Source organism: Mycetocola sp. 2940, from assembly GCF_040548835.1.
Classification (GTDB): domain Bacteria; phylum Actinomycetota; class Actinomycetes; order Actinomycetales; family Microbacteriaceae; genus Mycetocola_A.
In genome coordinates this window covers 34,367-53,624 of sequence record NZ_JBEPSK010000005.1, presented here as the reverse complement: position 1 = coordinate 53,624, position 19,258 = coordinate 34,367, and the positions used below count along the sequence as shown (strand labels likewise).

Annotated in this window: 18 protein-coding genes; all 18 read right to left on the bottom strand. The window is 64.5% G+C overall.

What is annotated here, in order from left to right; translation table 11 throughout:
- Positions 1–26: 26 nt before the first annotated feature.
- Positions 27–464, bottom strand: coding sequence for a hypothetical protein (locus tag ABIE24_RS09305; RefSeq protein ID WP_354498983.1), 438 nt, complete (start codon positions 462–464; stop codon positions 27–29).
- Position 465: 1 nt separating this feature from the next.
- Positions 466–1,599 (bottom strand): hypothetical protein, encoded by a 1,134-nt coding sequence (locus ABIE24_RS09300; RefSeq protein ID WP_354498982.1) that lies wholly within the window; start codon positions 1,597–1,599, stop codon positions 466–468.
- Positions 1,600–1,709: 110 nt separating this feature from the next.
- The gene (locus ABIE24_RS09295; protein WP_354498980.1) at positions 1,710–2,498 is read right to left on the bottom strand and encodes an amino acid ABC transporter ATP-binding protein; all 789 of its coding nucleotides are present in this window, start codon (positions 2,496–2,498) and stop codon (positions 1,710–1,712) included.
- On the bottom strand, positions 2,485–3,225 hold the full coding sequence (locus ABIE24_RS09290; RefSeq protein ID WP_354498978.1) for an amino acid ABC transporter permease: 741 nt from the start codon (positions 3,223–3,225) through the stop codon (positions 2,485–2,487). Before ABIE24_RS09290 ends, ABIE24_RS09295 begins: the two co-directional genes overlap by 14 nt.
- Before the next feature lie 25 nt (positions 3,226–3,250).
- The gene (locus tag ABIE24_RS09285; RefSeq protein ID WP_354498976.1) at positions 3,251–4,090 is read right to left on the bottom strand and encodes an amino acid ABC transporter substrate-binding protein; all 840 of its coding nucleotides are present in this window, start codon (positions 4,088–4,090) and stop codon (positions 3,251–3,253) included.
- 376 nt (positions 4,091–4,466) lie between these two features.
- Positions 4,467–6,293, bottom strand: coding sequence for a DUF222 domain-containing protein (locus ABIE24_RS09280; protein ID WP_354498975.1), 1,827 nt, complete (start codon positions 6,291–6,293; stop codon positions 4,467–4,469).
- Between the two features lie 196 nt (positions 6,294–6,489).
- Positions 6,490–7,158, bottom strand: a complete 669-nt coding sequence (locus ABIE24_RS09275; protein ID WP_354498973.1) for a hypothetical protein — start codon at positions 7,156–7,158, stop codon at positions 6,490–6,492.
- Positions 7,159–7,160: 2 nt separating this feature from the next.
- Positions 7,161–7,880, bottom strand: coding sequence for a hypothetical protein (locus ABIE24_RS09270; RefSeq protein WP_354498971.1), 720 nt, complete (start codon positions 7,878–7,880; stop codon positions 7,161–7,163).
- Positions 7,877–8,926: a type IV pilus assembly protein PilM gene (pilM, locus tag ABIE24_RS09265; RefSeq protein WP_354498969.1), complete on the bottom strand. Its 1,050-nt coding sequence runs from the start codon at positions 8,924–8,926 to the stop codon at positions 7,877–7,879. Before pilM ends, ABIE24_RS09270 begins: the two co-directional genes overlap by 4 nt.
- 22 nt (positions 8,927–8,948) lie before the next feature.
- Positions 8,949–9,800: a prepilin peptidase gene (locus ABIE24_RS09260; protein ID WP_354498967.1), complete on the bottom strand. Its 852-nt coding sequence runs from the start codon at positions 9,798–9,800 to the stop codon at positions 8,949–8,951.
- An 8-nt stretch (positions 9,801–9,808) separates the two neighbouring features.
- Positions 9,809–11,737 (bottom strand): hypothetical protein, encoded by a 1,929-nt coding sequence (locus ABIE24_RS09255; protein ID WP_354498965.1) that lies wholly within the window; start codon positions 11,735–11,737, stop codon positions 9,809–9,811.
- Positions 11,728–12,351: a PilW family protein gene (locus ABIE24_RS09250; protein ID WP_354498963.1), complete on the bottom strand. Its 624-nt coding sequence runs from the start codon at positions 12,349–12,351 to the stop codon at positions 11,728–11,730. Before ABIE24_RS09250 ends, ABIE24_RS09255 begins: the two co-directional genes overlap by 10 nt.
- Positions 12,348–12,794, bottom strand: coding sequence for a type IV pilus modification PilV family protein (locus tag ABIE24_RS09245; protein ID WP_354498961.1), 447 nt, complete (start codon positions 12,792–12,794; stop codon positions 12,348–12,350). The genes ABIE24_RS09250 and ABIE24_RS09245 overlap by 4 nt, the downstream gene beginning before the upstream one ends.
- Before the next feature lie 112 nt (positions 12,795–12,906).
- Complete coding sequence (locus tag ABIE24_RS09240; RefSeq protein WP_354498959.1) at positions 12,907–13,383, bottom strand: type II secretion system protein; 477 nt, start codon at positions 13,381–13,383, stop codon at positions 12,907–12,909.
- A 174-nt stretch (positions 13,384–13,557) separates the two neighbouring features.
- The gene (locus ABIE24_RS09235; RefSeq protein ID WP_354498956.1) at positions 13,558–14,787 is read right to left on the bottom strand and encodes a type II secretion system F family protein; all 1,230 of its coding nucleotides are present in this window, start codon (positions 14,785–14,787) and stop codon (positions 13,558–13,560) included.
- Complete coding sequence (locus tag ABIE24_RS09230; protein ID WP_354498954.1) at positions 14,787–16,451, bottom strand: type IV pilus twitching motility protein PilT; 1,665 nt, start codon at positions 16,449–16,451, stop codon at positions 14,787–14,789. Before ABIE24_RS09230 ends, ABIE24_RS09235 begins: the two co-directional genes overlap by 1 nt.
- A 60-nt stretch (positions 16,452–16,511) precedes the next feature.
- The gene (locus ABIE24_RS09225) at positions 16,512–18,182 is read right to left on the bottom strand and encodes a GspE/PulE family protein (RefSeq protein WP_354498952.1); all 1,671 of its coding nucleotides are present in this window, start codon (positions 18,180–18,182) and stop codon (positions 16,512–16,514) included.
- A 210-nt stretch (positions 18,183–18,392) separates the two neighbouring features.
- Entirely contained in the window at positions 18,393–19,037 is a 645-nt protein-coding gene (locus ABIE24_RS09220) for a hypothetical protein (protein WP_354498950.1), read from the bottom strand.
- Between the last annotated feature and the right edge of the window lie 221 nt (positions 19,038–19,258).

The following is a 19,258-nucleotide window of genomic DNA, read 5'->3' as shown; positions in this document are numbered from 1 at the left end:
CGAAGAACTTCGCCAGGACCGTCGCTCTAACCTACCGGGCGGTCAACCCTGTCGCGATGTGGAGAAGTCCCCATCCGGAATGCCACCGCCGCGGCGAGGCCGAGCGCCGCCACCGCCCAGACGCCGGGGTACCCGAACTGAGCGAGGGCGAATGCGGGTCCTTTCAGGGGCTCGCCGCCGCCGAGGCCGTAGAGCACTCCCCCGGCGAGCAGGAAGCCTGCGCACGCGGCGGCGGTCGGCAGGACGATCCCGGTCGGCGCCGGCGTCGCATCGGTCAGCCGGAGCAGCGCGGCGAGGAAGCCTGCCGCAGCGGCGACGATCATGGCGCCGGCGAGCCAGCCGGAGGCATCCGGACCGGCAAACGGTGCGACCGGCCAGAACAGATAACAGGCGACGCCGAGGGCGACTCCGAGGCCGAGCGTCGTGAGCAGGGCGACCCGGAGCCGTCGCGGAACGGGCGCCACCTCAGGAGAGGACGGGGCCCTGGTCGAGGACGCGCTGGTACTCGGCACGTGCCTCGCGGTTGCGCTCGGTGACCTTGCGGCCGCGCGAGGCAGCCCAGGCGCCGAACCAGATCGGCACCTCGCGGGCGAGAACGAAGGCGACGACCGCGGCCGGTGACAGCAGGGCGCGCTGGACCACTCCGCCGACCTCGCTCGGGCTGATGTTCGCGGCCTGCTCGATCAGGAGGCCACCGAGGTAGGAGCCGTAGACCAGTGCGGCGACGACGAAGCCGCCGAGGACGTATGCCCACCAGCCGCCACGGTTGACGATGGTGACGAGGAGCACCATGCCGATGAAGAAGAAGATGACCGGGACCCAGAACGGCGCCTTCACGAGCACGTCGGTCACGGTGTTGACGGAGCCGTCGTTGATGACGAGCAGCAGGGCGAGGACGGCAGCGTAGAGGACGGCGAACGTCACGGTCGCCAGCAGGGAGACGAGGATGCCGAAGCCACGGTTGCTCTTGGGCTTGGGTTCGCTCGGGGCCTGGACGTAGACCGGCTGGCGCACCGGGGCGGGAGCGACGGGCTCCGTCCGCTCCTGAGCCGGGGCCGGAACGACCGGGGCGGTCGTGTCGGTGTAGACCCCACTGCGGTCTGCGGAGGACTCTTCGGCGAGGACCTTGTCGGCCTCGAGGTCAGCCTGGGTCAGAACGGTGGGCTCGGATGAGGAGAGCACGTGGGTGTCGACCGGCCCGGCGTAGGCCTGATCGGCGATCTCGGGAGTGTGGTGGTGCACCGGTGCGGCCGGTTCAGCGGGAGTGCGGTCGGAATGCGGAGCGACGGATTCGGCCGACTCGTTGTGCGACTCGTCGAGAGGAACGGAGTCGCGGAAGGCGTTCGGGTCGAATTCCTCGGAGACGGCTGCGGCGGCATCCTCGTGCTCGCTCCGCCGTGCGGAGTCGTCATCGGCCGGAACCGCCGGGGTGAGCGGCGCGTCGTACTCGCGGGTCTCGGTGATGTCTTCGTTGCGGGCCTCTTCGACGCGGTGTTCGTCGTCGCGGGGAGCGGCCTCGTTCGCGGCTGGCGCGGAATCGGCGGGCGGTTCAGTACCGTCGCGGTTCGCGTCGCTGAAACCGGGGGTGGTGTTGCTCATGGGGTGCACTCCTCGTCGCACGGGGCCTGATCTGCCCTGTGCGAGTCACTTTACCGGCGCGACGGGGCGTTTCCGCGGAACCGCGCGGGTCATCGCCCCAGTTGCCGCCCTCAGTCGAGCGGAAAGAGGATCCGGTGCAGAAACTGCTTCGTGCGTTCCTGCTTCGGGGCAGTGAAGATGTCTCGGGGTGCACCGCGCTCGACGATCACGCCGCCGTCCATGAAGAGCACCTCGTCGGCGACCTGGCGGGCGAAGGCGAGTTCGTGGGTGACGACGACCATCGTCCAGCCTTCGTCGGCGAGTTCCTTCATGACGGCGAGGACCTCCCCCACGAGTTCCGGGTCGAGGGCGCTCGTCGGCTCGTCGAAGAGGAGCAGCTGCGGCTTCAGCGCGAGAGCGCGGACGATGCCGACCCGCTGGGCCTGTCCACCCGAGAGCTGGAACGGGTACACGTCACGCTTCTCGGCCAGGCCGACCCGGTCGAGCAGGGCGACGGCCTCCGCCGTGGCGACGGCCCTGCTCACCTTCTTCACCTGCACCGGACCCTCGATGATGTTCTCGAGCACGGTCATGTGCGGGAACAGGTTGTTGTGCTGGAACACCATGGCGGTGCGGTCCCGCATCGCGAGGATGTCTTTCCGGGGCGGCTTGGCGGCATAATCGACGCGGATGCCGTCCGGCGCGGTGACGACACCGGCATCCGGAATTTCGAGGCCGTTGATCGACCGCAACACCGTGGTTTTGCCGGAGCCGGAGGGTCCGATGAGCACGAGGACCTTGCCCCGGCGGACGGACAGGTCGATGCCGCGGAGCACTTCGTGTGCGCCGAACGCTTTGTGCAGGCCGGTGACGGTGAGGAGGGCGCCGGGGTCGGCCGCGGTGGGGTCAGTGGGCGACATAGCGGTCCAGCCTCTTCTCGATCACGCTCTGGCCCGACGACAGCACGAGGCAGATCACCCAGTAGATCAGGGCGGCTTCGATGTAGACGAGCATGAATTCCTGGCTGAATGCCGCGATCCGCTGGGCCACGCGGAACATCTCCGTGACCAGGATGACCGACGCCAGCGACGTGTCTTTGACGAGGCTGATGAAGGTGTTCGACAGCGGGGGCACCGAGACCCGGGCGGCCTGCGGCAGGATGATCCGGCGGAGGGCGCGGGTGCGCGACATGCCGATCGTGTACGCCGCCTCCCACTGGCCTTTGTGCACGGAGAGGATCGCCGCGCGGATCACTTCGGCGGCATACCCGCCGACGTTGAGTGAGAACGCGATGATGGCGCTCGGCCAGGGGTCGATCGTGAGGCCGATCGAGGGCAGGCCGTAGAAGATGATGAACAGCTGGACCAACAAGGGCGTGCCGCGGATCACCGAGATGTAGCCGCGCGCGATCGACGAGACGACCTTGTGGCGTGACAGGCGCATCAGGGCGACGAGAAGCGCAATGACGAGCCCCAGCGCGAACGAGATCAGCGCGAGCGGGATCGTTCCGGTGATGGCCCCGGAGACGAGCGGCCAGAGTGAGCTCAGAAAGAGGTCCCACGCGGCGCCCGAGTCGTCGACGGCGGTCGGTGCGCTCGCCACCGCATTCGCTGGTGGCGAGCCGGCAAGCAGGTGCCACTCAGTCATGAGGGCAGTATCGCAGGTACCGCTCCTACTTGCTCACGTCTTCGCCGAAGTACTTCTCCGAGAGCTCGGCAAGCGTGCCGTCTTCGCTGAGTTCGGCAAGCGCCTTGTTGATCTCCTCGACCAGGTCATCGCTGCCCTTCTTCAGGGCGAAAGCGCTGTGGGATGCGTCTTCGGTTTCGGCGACGACCTTGATGCCGGCATCCGGCTTGGTCTTGAGGTAGTCGAGGTAGGTGAGCTTGTCGTTGACGGTGGCGTCGATGCGGCCCTGTTCGAGAAGCTCGACGGCCTGCGCCCAGCCCTCAACGGCTTCGACGGTGGCGCCTGCTTCTTCGGCGACGGCGTACCAGTTGCTCGTGTTGGACTGCGCGGTGGTCTTGCCCTCGAGGTCGTCGAGCGACGTGATGTCGGTGTTGTCCTTGGCGACGATGAGCACACCGGGTGAGACCGTGTACGGCTCGCTCAGGGTGTACTTCTCTTCGCGCTCTTCGTTGATGGAGACCTGGTTGGCGATGATGTCGAACCGGCCGGCTTCGAGGCCGGCGAAGATGCCGTCCCACTGGGTCTCTTCGAATTTGACGTCGAGGTCGAGCTTCTCGGCGACGGCGGTGACGACGTCGATGTCGTAGCCGGTGAGGTCGCCTGCTCCGCCTTCGTGGTAGCTGAACGGCTTGTAGGTGCCTTCGGTTCCGACGACGAGGACGCCCGCTTCGGTGACGCGGTCGAGCGCGCTGTCGGTTGCGCTCTCTGCGCCGCTTTCTGGGGCGCTCCCTCCCCCGGATGCCGTGGCGCAGCCCACGAGGGTCACGGCGAGGCCTGCTGCAACGGTGGCAGCGGCGATCCTTGAGAAGACGGAGCGTGAAGACATAGTGGTGGGTTTCCCTTTTTCGAAGTGGATCTGGCATCCGGGTCTGTGCAAACCTCGCGGACGCCTCAGCAGCGAGCGTAAACCTGTGTCGCCCCCAACCAAAGTCGGGTGACGCACGGTTACGGGTGGGGTAACGCACTGTGTCGCCCGTTTATGCCCGCCGCGCTCTATAAGCTCGCCATGCCCCACTCGCCATACCCCACTCGCCCCACGCCGCTCGCCCTGTTCGCCCCCGCCCCGCCCGCCCCGTTCGCCCCCGCCCCACGCGGAACGAGCGCCGCGTATCGAAACCTTCCATTCTTCGGTGGTCGAGTAGCGACCGAGCGAAGCGAGGCCGCGTATCGAGACCAAGCACCGACAAGCGCCCACTCGACACTCACGGCGGGCCGGCAGAGCTCTCCCCCAGCGCCGGTTCGTCCGGTTCCCGGAGGCCTTCTCCGGCGGCATCCGCGAGAGCTCGTGCCGCGGCGTCTCCGGCGGCATCCCGCGTCTCAATCGCCCGGAGGCGCAACCGTTCCTTCTCCAACGGAGACTTCGACGGCATCGGGATCGGTATTCGTTCACCGTCGACACCCGGCGGCGGGATCAAGAAGTAGTCGCCTTCGATCCGCACGACCCGATAACCCAGATTGTGCACGAGATGGTGGTGGTACGGGCAGAGCAATATCCCGTCGGCCAGGTCGGTGCACCCGTCGTGCGCTACCCACTCATCGATGTGATGCGCTTCACACTGCGACGGTGGCACATCGCAGCCGTCGATGCGGCAGCCTCCGTCGCGGACAGCCATCGCTATTCGTGCTTTCGTCCCGAACAGCCGCTCCTCCCGGCCCACGTCGAGCGCGGTGCCCGAAGCGTCCATCAGGACAGGACGGATGCCGCTGACGCAGATCTGCTTTTCGACCATCCCGCGAGGAACTGCGTCTTTGCTGTCCTCGAGATATCCCGTGCCGGTGGAGGGTCCGTCGCCACTCTCGCCTGTCAGTTGCTCCTGGGTGATGATCAGTCGCACTCCCGGCTGCCTCGACCCATATGTTTCAGTCGGGTCAGCTTGCACTCCTGTGCGCATAGCGCCCATCAGCACGTCATAAACGATCTGGTCGTTCGTCCGCGGATCGAGCCGAAGCTTCTCGGCCCGTTCCGCCTCAGCGGGGTCCACCATTCTGGGACCTCCCCGACGGGCGCGCATGGCAGCCCCGACGATGGATTCCATCCACGCCGCTCCTTCATCTTCGAAGGTGACGTATGCGGTCTTTGTGCCGTCTTCGGAACGGCCAAACCGCCACTTCCGGTTCTCGTAACGTTCGTTCCACCTCAGTTGCACGCCGGCTGGATCGATCCGGTCGCGGATCTGACGCGCACGAAACCCGAGCTCGTCGGCGTTGACTCCGGCCGCATCCTGAACGATCTCCTCGGCTGCCGACCGCAACATCTCCGTATCCACGCGGTCGTTCGGGGCGCCGAGCCCGCGCATGATGATCGTCACAGCCTCGGATCTAATGAGGCCGTCACGCGCCGCCCGCGTCAGCGGCTCATGCCAGGGGATCACCGGCGCGGGACGCATGGCCTCCACGACGTTCCTGGGCTGGCCTTCTGGCTTGTCCGGATCGGGACCGATCTCGAGCAACCCGTCTGGGTCGATCACGGGATCATTGCCCGGAGTTGACGGAGGGAATGCAACCGGGTGAGTCGCAGCATCCGCTTCGCCCATCGCCTCACCCAGCCGCACTTGCCGGAAGGCCTCGTTTTTCGTCGACCCGGTCAGCCGCGCAATGAGGTTGACGGCCGTGCGATCACCCGTGGACTGTGCCCACCCGGCGTAGCCGAGGTCGCGCGTAGAACGCTTCGCCGCAACACCGGCACCCGCCGCGATCACCTCGTCGAACTCAGACTTCGCACGGGCTGCGTCGCGCAGCAACGCTTCGAGATCGACGTTGGACGCCTGATCCAGCACCATCGATAACGGCGCAATGCCAGCGGGCTGGATGGTGCATGTTTCAACCGGCGTTAACGACGAACCGGCACCGCTGGAATCAGCGATACCGGTGGGAGAAGCCTCAGGAGACTCATGGGCCGGCTCCGGCCCGGCAGCCGCTCCGGCTGAATCAGCAGCGGCGGCAGCGGCGGCGATGGCATCTTCGTACCGAGCGAGTTGGTCGACCACCCGAAGGGCGACCTCTCGAATCTGCTCGGATACTTTAGCCATGCTTCATTCTACCAAAACGTTCGAATCTCGTGAGAGTTATCCACAGTCTCAATAGAACACTTCTTCACCGGCGCCCGGGAATCAGCAAGTGTTCCCCGCCCATAGATCGCTGCCTTGTTCATGCCTCAAGTCAACACCTGACCACCGACATTCAGTCGCCCGTGCGAGCGACCCCACCCAAGGCAGCGATTCGGACCTAATCCTTCAGCAGCACGTAGACATACCCCGAGACGGTGGCTGTGAACTCGACTCCATCGTCACCCACCGGCCCGGTCGAAACCTGTGTCGCCATGAAGAGCCGCGGACCGTGCTGAAGCTTGTCAAGAAAGCTGCGCGTGCCCGCCTTGTCTCCGTTCACCGTGACGGTGATCGGGATGGCGATGAAATTTGCGGATGTGATCCGGCTGTCGGTGATAACACTGGGAGTCTCTGGCTCAGCCTCGACCGGCGCGGGAGCAGGAGCTTCTGAATCTGGAGCCGGTTCAGCCGCTGGCGGTTCCTCCACTGCGGTGGAGGGCGCCGTGTACTCGATGGCCTCAGAGACGCTCAGCGACTTCACGGTGGTGTTGCTCTCGCGGGCGAGCGTGTCGAGCTGGGTGAGGAACGCCGGCATGCTTCCGGCGGCCGGTACGGATGTGCGCAACTCGACGAGTTCCGCCTTGAGTGCGTCGATGTTCTCGAAGTCACCCTTAAGCCGCGCGATGGCGAGTTGCGTGGCCTCGTTCTGGGCTTCCACAGACACCCGTTGCTCCTCGGTTGCCGCCCGAGCCTTGAGCAGAGGATCGATACCCGCGAACCAGCCGAGGGCGAGCACACCGATCATGACGATCACGGAGGCCAGGCTCCAGATTTTGTTCTTGTCCATGATCAGTCCACCTCCTTCGTGGGGACTGCGTCATCCTCTTCTTCCGGTTCAGCCTCAGTCTTTTCGTCTTCAGGCACGAACCGCTCAGACCAGGCGTCTTCGCCGATGTGCATCGTGACCAAGGTCAGGTACGTCCCCGTCTCTTCGTCGATTGCGACGGAGTCAGGGTTGGCGTCGGTGAAACCGGGAAGATCGGCGAGCGCCACCAGCCAGGCATCCGTGTCGGGGAGTGTCTCAGTGGTGGCACTGAACGTGAGCGTCGCGACGCGAAGGCCCTGCAACGGAGCGCTTGGCTGGGCGTAGTCGATCAGTGGCGATGCTCCTTCGACCTCGACGTTTCCGAGGACAGCTCCGCCCGGCAGGCTGGCCTCGACTCTGTCGATGTACGCCTTCCAGTCGATCTCGGTTCCGGCACCAACCTTCTGAGCTGCTTCGACGTCGGCCAATTCGTCCTGAACGACCCGAACCTCGCTGTACTTCTGTTGCTCGATCAACAGTTCATTGGTGCGATTCTGCGCTGCCAGCAGCGACAGCTGCGAGGTGAAGGCGAAGTAGTAGCTTGCCCCGGTTCCGATGAAGACCAGGACGACGACCGCGACGACGCCCCAGAGGAGATTGGTACGAGTCTTGCGGCCCTTGTGTTCTCGCCGGATTTCAAGGGGCAAGAGGTCAGCGCGAGGCACCCCGCCGACAGCTGCGAACTCCGCTGGCTTCTTGCTCATGATGCCGCTCCCATCGCCAGCCCGAGCGCGACCAGCATCGACGACGAGTCGTTGTGGGCGCTCTCGGGTTTGAAGCCCCGTGGGAGTTCGATGCCCGAAAAAGTCTCCGGAGCGAATACCGGCGTGCGGGTCAATTCCGCAAGAGCTTCAGGCAGTCCGGTCAGATGGGCTCCCCCACCCGTTAGAAGGATCCGCTCCACCGGCGCGTCGGGACGCGACTGGCTGAAGTAATCGAGGGTGTTGCGTGCACTGCCGAGAAGCTCACTGATCACCTCATGGATGATCGTCATGGGTCGCTCGAACTGCGGGTCGTCGACCCGGGTGCGAAGGCCGATCCCCCGTTTGAGACCCTCGGCTTCGACGGCGTCGATCTCGAGCCGTTGTGCTAGCGCCGTGGTGAGGTCATCGCCTCCCGCCGGGATGATGCGAAGGAATTGGGGAACCCCGTTGCTGGCAATCACCACGGTTGTCGCGGTCGCCCCGATGTCGACAATGGCAACCGTGCCCGTCCCGTGCTCGCCTCGGAGAAGCGCTCTTGCGAGGGCGAACGGGATGAGGTCGACGCCTGCGGCCCTCAAGCCTGACTTCTCGACAGCCCTCACGTTCCCGAGCACCGCCTCCTTGATCGCGGCGATCAACAGTCCATGCAGCATCGGGCCGCTGTCGGTCACCGATTCCGAAACCGGGTAGAAGTCCAGCATCGCCTCAGTTACAGGCACGGGAAGCATCTCCTGCACCTGGTAGGGCAGCGTCTCCCGGATTCTCGCCTGCGACATCCGCGGCATCGTGAGGTCGCGCGCAAGTACTCGCTGGTTGCCCATTCCGATTACGACGTTCTTGTTTTTGAAGCCGCCGGTCGACCACAGCCGCTTCAGAACGGACGAGACGGTGTTCGGCTCGATCACCTCGCCGCGGCTGACGGCGCCGGGAGGAAGCGGGAGCGCGCTGTACCGCACCAGCGTCGGTTTCGCCTTGTCACCATCCCGAAGTTCAACCGCCCGGATCGCGGCACTGCCGATATCGATTCCCACAACACTCGTTGACATGCTTTCCCCCTACTTCCTGAACTTAGGCCACGCCGAGCAGCGACAGGTACGAAGTGAACAGTGTGTTGCCCGCGAAGATGCCCGTCCAGGCGCCCACAAGCATCCAGGGGCCGAACGGGATGCCACCCTTCCGATTCACCTTTTTCAGTACGAGGAGAACGATGGCGAAGAGACCGCCGAGAAAAAACGCGGCAAAAGCGCCCACGACGAGGGCATCCCAGCCGACGAAGCCAAGGTAGAGGCCGAGCACACCAGCGAGCTTGACGTCGCCGAAACCCATCCCGCCCGGGTACAGCATCGCGAGCAGGAAGTATGCAGTCCACAGAGCGGCCATTCCGATCCCGGCACGAATCAGCGCGTCGAGGTCCCCGTTCAGGATGCCGGCGGTCGCCAGCAAAGCACCGCCGACGACGTAGCTCGGCAGGACGATCGCGTTGGGAAGCTTGTGGGTGTCGAGATCGATGAGGGCGAGCGAAACGCTGATCCCGGCCAGCCAAAGAAACGCGAGGAGCACCAGGACGCTCGCCAGAATCTCGCCACGGTCGATGCTCGAGTCGGCCGCCAGCGGCCGCATCGAGGTGACCCACCACCAGACTCCGACGACCCCGAAGAATACGGCGACGCCCGCCTCGACGAGGGGGTACCGGGCGGAGATCGGTTCGCGGCACGACCGGCACTTACCGCCCAGTACGAGCCACGACAGCACAGGAACGTTGTCGTACGCCTTGATTCCAGAACCACAGCCGGGGCACGCGCTCGGAGGCGACACGACGGACATTCCGTTGGGAACGCGGTACACAACGACATTGAGAAACGAGCCAACGAGGAGACCGAACGCACCCAGAGCGACTGCGGCGACGAGAATAGGAGTCATGGCATCCATCAGCCACCACCCCGCACGTCGAATCGAGCGGTGGGGGTGACATCGACGAGCGACGTGGACGTCGGGGCCGCGGTTGCGCCCGGTACTTCCAGTTTTGCGAACTCGAAAACGCTCTCGCTCGGAAGTTTGGTGACGCCGGCATACATCTGGCCCTTGAACCCCGTCAGGTGAGTCGACATAGCGATCTCGCACGGCGTGTAGATGAACCATTTGGTATCGACGAGATTCAGTTTTGTGCTGATGCTGACGTTGCCGAAGGAGCCGCCAGCGTTGCAGGTCGGCTTCGTGTAGTCGGGATCGGTGAGGAAGGGCGCCGTCCAGGTGGCGAGATCGGTTCCGGCAGGAAGCTTCGCGTCGGACGGCACGATCCACATCATGGTGTGTTCGACTCCGGCAGTTGACGACTTCACCTGCACGTCGGCTTGAGTGTCAAAGCCCGAGGGATTCATGATGGCAAGATCGCCGGGCAGGACGATCGGGCTCTCGCCGGGCGTCGACGTCTTCCATTGGATCGGCGCGATGCACCCGTCAGCGATGAGGAGGAGCTTGCCGGTCCACCCAGCAGCAATCGTGCTCTTGACGGCATCGCAGGCAACATGCTGGATCGTCCAGCCGGGCCATTTCGATGCGAGGCCGGCATCCGGGTACATGTTGACGCGAGGCAGGCTCTCGCGAGGTGGCGCCACGACACGGGTATTGGTGGGAAAGTTGAGTTCCGACGGAACATGCGCGATGGGAAAGACCGGGTTGCTCGGGTTGCAGAGTGAGAATCCCGACGAGGCAGCGCACGACGACGACGGGTTGCCGATGTTCGATTTGGGGATGCTCGATGCCCCGTTCACGGCAACGAATCCGCCAATTCCGGTTGCGATGCCGTTTCTCAATGTCCCGCTCAGGCCACCGTGCGAAGAGACGATGCTGCCGCCGATGGCTCGGTCTGTCTCCGCTTTCCCGATGTCGATGTTGCCGCGAGCGTAGATCCCGCCTCCGACGACGGTGCCGTCGTTGAGGCTCACCGTCCCGTCGATCGAGATGATCGATCCGCAGACACGCGCGGCCGAACCGCTCAATGCGCAGCGACCTTGGTTGTCCTTGGTGGTGGTCGTGACGTTCCCATTGGCGACGACCGTTCCGCCGATGAACACCTTGCCGATGGCGATTCCCGTCGGCGACGGGCCGGTGCCCCCAGCTGAGAACACGTCTCCGGTGATGCTGACATCACTACTGACGTTGACGCTGCCACCGACCCACACGCTGCCATCGATGCTGCACGTGTTCAGCCCATTGAAGTCACCCTGGGCGAGGATCCAGCCCTCGACTGTCGGCACCCTCGCACCGCACGAAACACTGCCGTTGCTATAGATGTTGGCGTTCGAGTGTCCGCTGAGGTCCAGGACGTCGAATGCGTTCGTCAGGGCGAAGCTGCCATCGCTGAAGACGGCGTCATCCAGTTTGAAGTCGCCCGGATCCACAACAATGTCGAAAAGAGCGGCGACCGTGCGCTGGCTTCCGTCTGCGCCGCTCGAGATTCCGGCGTGCTCGGCCGTGCCAACGGATGTCACGACGGCTCTGACCGGCGTGCCCGCCAGACTGGATGTTCCGGTGCAGGCTATTGGGCCCGCCGCGTCGAAGTATTCGACCGTCGTTTCATAGGTCAATCCGTCTGCCTGCGGGACGGTGCAGAAGAAGGTTCCTTTTGTCATCCCAGCCCAGGCCGCGTCTATGCCGGCATCTGCCGCTGCGCGAGCTTGAACGTTCCCGCGGGTTCCGGAAGTGAATGTTGCCGACGAAATCGCCGCAGTGGCTATGGACAGAGCCACGACAGCGAGCACTGCCATGATCCCGATGACAGCAATGAGCGCGACACCCTCGTCGTCACCGCCGCGAAGCATCCGTTTGATCGTCAACCGCCGGAGTGTCAGAAACATGTGGCCGGCCCCGTTCCGCCGGTGGCCGGCAATCGTCGAACAACCGTGTTCGGGATGAGCACAAGGTCAGTGCCTTTGGATGAAACTTTGAATCGCAGCACGACGCGCCCGCTGTTGCCGGCCGTCTCGCCGACCCAGCCGAAGAACGCGCTCTCCCCGTCTGCGCGGTGAATGCCCTTGCCGAGGAACGTCCAGGGCGAGGATTTGAGGTCGTTCAGACTGGTGGGTGCGGCGATTGCACCCGAGTCGTCGCGTGCCGAGTAGAACGAACCGGTCGATGGCGCGAAGTACCACGCCTGGCACTCCCATTTCACCGCACCGGCTGAGGCGCCGATCGCCACTCGTGCTCGCAAAAGTTCGCCGTTGACGTCGCTTTCATTTGGCGGGTCGATGCTCGACGCGTTCCGGATGCCTTCCTCCACAGAGCGCGAGACAAGCTGTCCGAGAGACGTTGCCTCAGAGAGGCTTCGCACCTGCTGCTCCGAGCGGAGCGCCGCGGTCAGGACCGAGCCGACCAGCGTAAGAACCACGATTGACAGCACGGAGTAGACGAGAAGTTCGACCAAGCTCATGCCGCTTTCGCGGTCGCTGTCCGCCGGTTTGATCGCGATCATGGCGCGACCGTCCCGAGTTTGCTTTCGACGAAGACTCGGGTCGTCGCCTGGGAGAGCACATCGTTGGAGCCCTGAACAGTGACGGAAGTAGTGAAAATCACGGTGCCTGGATACGTCGGTGGGCAGATAACCGACTCCATGTGTATCTCGAGCACGGTTCCACGCGGATCCTCAACGAGGTTTCCGAGCGTGCCGCTGGCGAGTTCCTGGATCGCGGCGCACGACGGCTTGAGGCTGCGGGCCTTGTCCATCTGGGCGTTGACGAGCTGGGTCGCCGTAGCGCTGGTGACATTCTTCGATGCGAGCCTCAGCGACGTCTGGAGGAGCGGGAGAAAGGCAATGGCGATGAGGCCGAGGAGGAACATGGCAATGACGACCTCGATGATCCCGAAACCGGATTCGCGCGACGGCGACTCAACGGTTCTCGGGGTCCGGTCGGTCATTGCTGGCCTCTCCAATCAGGAGCGGAGTCGTGCAGGTATGCGGGATGTGTGCGGCGAGCCGGGTCATTGTCCACTGGCGTGGACAATGACCCGGCCGCTTCTATCTGGAGTGCTACGGCGTTTCTGGCCGGGCTCCGGCCGTAAAGACACCATCGCCGGGGCAATAGCCCTCTGCCACACCGCCCTGATCGCTTGCACCAAATTCCTTCGTCGTCACGCTCGTTGCACAGATCGCAAAAGCGGAGTCGTCATCACTGAAGGTAATCGCGGGCAGACCAGTCGCTCCATAGTTGCCCGTGCTGGCTGTCGGCTCTGTATAGCCATAGTCCTCAAGATCGCCGAGTCCTTCAGGGAGCTCCCCCTCCTCGGCCTGGTACGCAATAACTGCAGTCTTGGCGTTGGCAATGTCCGACTTCACTCCGCTGTCCTTGGCGTTGTTCTGGACACCGAGGTAGACGGGGATCGCGATGGCGGCGAGGACGCCGATGATGATGACGACAACGAGAAGCTCGATCAGGGTGAAGCCCTTTTCTTTCTCCTGGATCGCCTTGTAACGAGCTGCGATTGCAGCGGTGATGCGAGAGACCATGGGGTGTCCATTTCGTGATTGTGATTCTGACCAATGCCCGGGTGACCGGGACCCCGGTCGGCTATTTGACTCTATGGCCAATCCTGAGATTCAAAGACACACCTATGGGGGTAAATTGAGCAGAAATTAACCCCCAGAGTAGGGCAGATCAGCAATTTGCTGAGCTTCTCTCAGCTATTCCATCAAAGTGGCGATGTTGAACACCGGGAGATAGAGCGCGACGATCATTCCGCCGACCACGATGCCGAGGAACGCGATGAGCAGCGGCTCGATCAGGGACGTGAGCTGGTCGGTCATGGTCTTCACCTCTTGGTCGTAGAAGTCGGCGATCTTGTCGAGCATCTGCTGCAGCGCTCCGGAGTCCTCACCGACTGCGACCATCTGGATGACCATGGGCGGGAACACCGACTCTTCTGCGAGCGGTGCGGCGATCGACTTGCCCTGCCGGACCGAGTCGGCGACCTTCTTGAGCGCCTCCTCAATGACATAGTTGCCAGAGGTCTCCCCCACGATGTGGAGCGCCTGGAGGATGGGCACACCTGCGCCGATCATGTCGGCGAAGTTGCGGGAGAAACGGGCGACGGCAAGCTTGGTCATCAGCATGCCGAACACAGGCAGCTTCAGCTTGAGCGGGTCGACGGCCTTGCGGACCTGCTGGGTGTTCTTGTTCTTCTTCCACCAGATCCGCCCGACGATCGAACCGATCAAAAGAAGCGGCCCGAGCCACACCATCTGCTCTGACATGGTGACGAGGATCTGCGTCGGGATCGGCAGGGTGCCGCCCATGCCCTCGAACATGCTCTTGAACACCGGAACGATGAAGATCAGCATGCCAGCGACAGCCAGCACCACCATTCCGACGACGACGATCGGGTAGGTCATCGCGCTCTTGATGGTGTTGGTGAGTTCCGCTTCCTTCTCGAAGTTCTTCGCCACCGTGTCGAGTGCCTTGTCGAGGAATCCACCGGTCTCGCCCGCCTTGACCATGTTGATCATGATCGGCGGGAAGTCCTTCTCGTGCTTGCGCATGGCCTCTGAAAGCGACGTCCCGGTTTCTACGTCATCGCGCACGACGACGAGGATCTTCGCAAGCGCCTTGGACTCGGTCTGCTCAGCGAGGATCGACAGCGTCCGCATGAGCGACAGCCCGGCGCTGGTCATGGTCGACATCTGCCGGCTCATGATCGCCAGGTCCTTGAGACCGACGCCCTTCGAGAACCCCGGGATCGTGATTTCTTTGCTCAGGCCGGTGCCGTCCGGCGCAGCATCGATTGATACCGGCGACAGTCCCATCGTGCGGAGGCGCGCAGCAACGGCGCCTTCCGAGGTGGCATCCACTTTGCCCTTGACGATTTTGCCCGCTGCGTCACGGCCCTTGTAGGTGTAGCCGACGGTTCCCGCCATCAGCGGTCCAGCCTCGAAGAGTACGAGTCGCCGTAGTCGATGTCGGACGCCTGCATGGCGCGGGCCGCCGCCTCAGTGGGCGATTGGGAGCCGTGCAGCATCCGCTGGAAGCCCTCGGGGTCGTGCGACTTCGCTTTTGCCGCCTGTGCGGTGATCTTGCCCGAGTTCACCAGTTCGGCGAGGTGCTGGTCCATGGTGTGCATGCCGAGGTCGCGGCCGGCCTGCATCGCCGACAGGATCTGGTAGGTCTTGCCCTCACGGATGAGGTTCGACAGTGCCGGTGTGATCACCATGACCTCGGTCGCCACGACACGGCCGGAGCCACTCGCCTTCGGCACGAGGGTCTGGCTGACGACTCCCTGCAACGTGCCGGCCAGCTGTGTACGCACCTGGTCCTGCTGGTGCGACGGGAACACGTCGATGACACGGTCGATCGTCTGCGCGGCATCCTGCGTGTGCAGGGTGGCGAAGACGAGGTGCCCGGTCTCCGCGGCGGTGAGGGCGACGGAGATCGTCTCCAGGTCACGGAGCTCACCGATGAGGATGACGTCCGGGTCCTGCCGCAGCACATGCTTGAGCGCGTTCGCAAAGCTGTGCGTGTCTGCACCGACCTCGCGCTGGTTGACGATCGACTTCTGGTTCTTGTGCATGAACTCGATCGGGTCCTCGACCGTCACGATGTGGTCAGCACGGGTCCGGTTCACGAGGTCGATCAGGCCGGCCAACGTCGTCGACTTGCCGGAACCGGTCGGGCCGGTGACGAGCACGAGTCCACGCGGCAGGGTGGCGAAGTGGCTGACCGACTCCGGCACACCGAGGTCGCTCAGCCGCTTGATCTCGGTCGGAATGAGACGGAAGGCCGCGCCGATCGCCCCGCGCTGCAGGTAGTAGTTCACACGGAAGCGGCTCTCCTCCGTCAGCGTGTGCGCGAAGTCGAGCTCGAGGTTGTCCTCGAACATGGCCAGCTGCCGGTCGTTCGCGATGGCCCGCAGCTCGGCGTTGATCTTCTCGCGCGACCACGCCGACGCACCCTCGATCGCCCTCAGTCCGCCGTTCACGCGGATCATGGGCGGAGCATCCGCCGTCACGTGGAGGTCGGACGCTTTGAGCGCTACAACGGTGTGCAGCGCGTCGGCGAGGCTGATCTCACGCAGCACGACGGGCTCCGGTTCGGCATCGGCCTGGGCGTAGCCGAAGTGGCCAGCGGCTGCTGCCGCCTCCTGCATCGCGCGGACCAGTTCGCTCTGCCCGGATGCTGGACCGGCGGGCGCCGGGTAGGTCGCGCTCTGATATGACGGCGGAGCCTGCTGCGTGAAGTACGACTCGGCCGGCTGCTCCGCCGGGTAGGACGCGGAGGCCGCGGTCGGCGCCTCAGCGGGCGCGGAGTACAGGGGTGAAGTGGATGCCGTCAGAGACTCGTACGCCCCCGCACGCCGGTCCTCAGGCTCAGCGGGTGCCGGTTCGGCGCTCAGGGACGACCCGAAGCCATACTGCTCAGACGGATCGTAAGACGACTCGGAACGACGACCCTGCTCAGATTCCGACGGGAGGCCCGAGCCGTCGACGGAGCTCTCCCCCCGGCTCCGACGACGGATCCCCGGTGTCCAGCCGTCGACATTCGCTCCCGGCGGCAGAACCGGAATCTCGTAGATTGGGTCGCTCAAGCGTCACTCCCTCTGTGTGCTTTTTGCATGTATGCAGTGCTATTGAAATACAGAAAATGGCTAAACGACGACCCGGAGGATCTCTTCGAGCGACGTGAGCCCCATGGTCGCTTTGGTGAACCCGTCCTCGCGCAGAGTGAGCATCCCCTGCTCACGGGCGAGGCGGCCGATCTCGGCGCTCGAGGCCCGGGCGACGGCGAGCCGCTCGATCTCCTCGGTCACGGTCATCACCTCGTGCAGCGCCAGCCGCCCGCGGTATCCGGTGTTCGAGCACTGCTGGCAGCCGACCGGCCTGAACAGTCCAGGCGTCCGCCTGCTGACCTCGTTCTGCGGAAAGCGGAGCCGTGCCAGGTCCTCATCGGAATACTCCGCCGGCGCCTTGCAGCGGTCGCAGAGGCGCCGCGCGAGCCGCTGGGCGACCACACAGTCGAGCGCCGAGCCGACGAGGAACGGTTCGATGTCCATCTCGGTCAGCCGCACGACAGCGCTGGGCGCATCGTTGGTATGCAGGGTGGAGAGAACGAGGTGGCCCGTCAGCGACGCTTCGATCGCGATCTGCGCGGTCTCGTGGTCACGGATCTCACCGAGCAGAACGACATCCGGGTCGGATCGCAGGATGCTTCGCAAGGCGCTGGCGAACGTCAGCCCCGCCTTCGGGTTCACCTGAACCTGGTTGATGCCCTTCATGCGGTACTCGACCGGGTCCTCGACCGTGATCACGTTGATTTCAGGCCGGGCGACGGTGTTGAGCGTCGTGTACAGCGTCGTCGACTTGCCGGAGCCGGTGGGCCCGGTGACGAGGATCATGCCGTAGGGCTTGGAGTACGAGGCCTTGTACGCCTCGAAGTTGCGGTCGAGTAGTTGCAGGTCACGCAGGTCGAGGCTCGTGTTCGAGTTGTCGAGGATTCGCATGACGACTTTTTCGCCCCACACCGTCGGCAGCGTCGCGACGCGGAGGTCGATCTTGCGGCCGCCGTGCATGACCGACATGCGGCCGTCCTGCGGTTTCCGCCGCTCGGCGATGTCGATCTCGGCCATGATCTTGAGCCGGGAGATGACACCGTTCTGGATGCTCTTCGGTGCGCTCTGCATTTCGTGCAGCACGCCGTCGATCCGGTACCGCACCCGGAGTTCATACTCCCCCGGTTCGATGTGGATGTCGGACGCATTGTCCTGGATGGCCTGCGACACGAGCAGGTTCACGAAGCGCACGATCGGCGCCTCATCGTCGTGCACATCGCCGATGGCGAGGTCGGCCTCCTGCTGGCCGGACTCTTCCTCGAGCGTCGTGGTGAGGTCGCTCAGTTCACCGTCGGCGCGGAGGTAGCGGTCGATGGCGGCGAGGAGGTCCGCGCGCTCAGCGAGCACCGGCTCCACCTGCAGGTGTGTCGCCGCACGGACGTCGTCGATGGCGAAAACATTGCCGGGGTCGACCATGGCGAGCTTGAGCACCTTGCCGTCGAGTCCGATCGGCAAAACGTTGTGTCGACGGCACAGAACGGATGACACGAGGGCGACGGCGGTGCGATCGACGGGGTACTCGAGGAGTTCGACGAAACCGATGCGGGCCTGGGTCGCGCGCGCGCGGGCCAGCTGCACCGGCGTGATGGCACCCTGGGTCACAAGACCGTTGAGCGCCGATTCGTCGTCGGTCTGCGTCCGCGAAACACGGTCGAGCTGGTCGAACGGCAGGATGCCCTGAAGAATCAGAGTTTCCATGATGGATGCCATGCCGATCCCCCTCCGATAAGGCAGTCTTGCCAAAGTAGCCGCGAAGTGGCCGTCTGTCACAGTCCCCCGTTGGGGATGCGCTAGCCCCCGTTCGCGGTGCGCGGGATGAAACGGTTGCACTCGACGGCATCCGCGGGCCTTTTCGCGACGCGCCGGTGCCCGTGCACGCACGCGCCGCATTTCGGCCCGCGCGAGCGTCGAGGCCCCACACTACCCCCAGATCGCCTCGACGATGTTCTCGGTGTAGCCGCGAATCGGGGCGTTCAGCCAGAACGTCGACACCCAGACGTCTTCACGCAAAAAGTGCGATTCGCCGAGCGCGTTGCCCTCGGTCTCCTCGCGGATCACGCAGCGCGTGCCCTGGAGCTGGCTGTAGCAGTCGAAGCCGTTCGACTCCAGAATGTCGAGAACCGCGTCGGACTGTTCTTCCGAGACCCGAGCAACCGCCGTGACGATGCCGGCCTCGCTGGCGCGGCCCCACGTGCACTGGAGGTATTCGAGCGAGCGAAGCGTTTCTTCGAGTTCGTCGGTGTTCGAGAAGTTCGGGTCTGACATCGACGGGTCGTTGAGCGGCGGCAGGTCCTCCTGGAGGGCCTCGAACATGGCCGGCCCGTAGATCTCCTCGCACGAGCCGGGCAGCACGAGGCCGACCTCGTCTGGCGTGGCTTCGGCGGACGGTGTGGGACGCGGCTCCTCGCTCGGTGCGGGCGAGGCCGCCGTGGTGCCCTCCGTCGTGTCCTCAGGAGCCGGTGTGCCGGAGCATCCCGAAACGAGCGCGGCCGTCAGAAGGGCCGCCGTCCCGAGCGCTGCCAGCCGACGGATCGACCGTCGTGGTGCTGTTCCGTGTGACGGCATCCCGCGCATGGTTCTCCTGCTTTCACTACTGGTGCTCGCCCGGAAGCCTACCGGGGCCCCAGTGCAAGCGCGAAGCGGGGCACGGGCGCGATTCTGTAACGATCCTCCGCGGCTCGAAAGCGAAGCTTTCGAACCGAGGAGATTGTCCTTCGACAAGCTCAGGAACCAGGCGCGGCACGCTTGCCGCGACAGTCGAAATCAACGCCGAAAGGCCCCGACCG

Bases quoted from the DNA above. Each gene is read 5' to 3' on its own strand.
- ABIE24_RS09225 (WP_354498952.1), bottom strand. From the start codon at position 18,182: ATGGCATCCATCATGGAAACTCTGATTCTTCAGGGCATCCTGCCGTTC.
- ABIE24_RS09245 (WP_354498961.1), bottom strand. From the start codon at position 12,794: ATGACCGACCGGACCCCGAGAACCGTTGAGTCGCCGTCGCGCGAATCC.
- ABIE24_RS09280 (WP_354498975.1), bottom strand. From the start codon at position 6,293: ATGGCTAAAGTATCCGAGCAGATTCGAGAGGTCGCCCTTCGGGTGGTC.
- ABIE24_RS09260 (WP_354498967.1), bottom strand. From the start codon at position 9,800: ATGACTCCTATTCTCGTCGCCGCAGTCGCTCTGGGTGCGTTCGGTCTC.
- pilM (WP_354498969.1), bottom strand. From the start codon at position 8,926: ATGTCAACGAGTGTTGTGGGAATCGATATCGGCAGTGCCGCGATCCGG.
- ABIE24_RS09240 (WP_354498959.1), bottom strand. From the start codon at position 13,383: ATGGTCTCTCGCATCACCGCTGCAATCGCAGCTCGTTACAAGGCGATC.
- ABIE24_RS09270 (WP_354498971.1), bottom strand. From the start codon at position 7,880: ATGAGCAAGAAGCCAGCGGAGTTCGCAGCTGTCGGCGGGGTGCCTCGC.
- ABIE24_RS09255 (WP_354498965.1), bottom strand. From the start codon at position 11,737: ATGTTTCTGACACTCCGGCGGTTGACGATCAAACGGATGCTTCGCGGC.
- ABIE24_RS09295 (WP_354498980.1), bottom strand. From the start codon at position 2,498: ATGTCGCCCACTGACCCCACCGCGGCCGACCCCGGCGCCCTCCTCACC.
- ABIE24_RS09285 (WP_354498976.1), bottom strand. From the start codon at position 4,090: ATGTCTTCACGCTCCGTCTTCTCAAGGATCGCCGCTGCCACCGTTGCA.
- ABIE24_RS09275 (WP_354498973.1), bottom strand. From the start codon at position 7,158: ATGGACAAGAACAAAATCTGGAGCCTGGCCTCCGTGATCGTCATGATC.
- ABIE24_RS09300 (WP_354498982.1), bottom strand. From the start codon at position 1,599: ATGAGCAACACCACCCCCGGTTTCAGCGACGCGAACCGCGACGGTACT.
- ABIE24_RS09235 (WP_354498956.1), bottom strand. From the start codon at position 14,787: ATGGCGGGAACCGTCGGCTACACCTACAAGGGCCGTGACGCAGCGGGC.
- ABIE24_RS09290 (WP_354498978.1), bottom strand. From the start codon at position 3,225: ATGACTGAGTGGCACCTGCTTGCCGGCTCGCCACCAGCGAATGCGGTG.
- ABIE24_RS09220 (WP_354498950.1), bottom strand. From the start codon at position 19,037: ATGCCGTCACACGGAACAGCACCACGACGGTCGATCCGTCGGCTGGCA.
- ABIE24_RS09250 (WP_354498963.1), bottom strand. From the start codon at position 12,351: ATGATCGCGATCAAACCGGCGGACAGCGACCGCGAAAGCGGCATGAGC.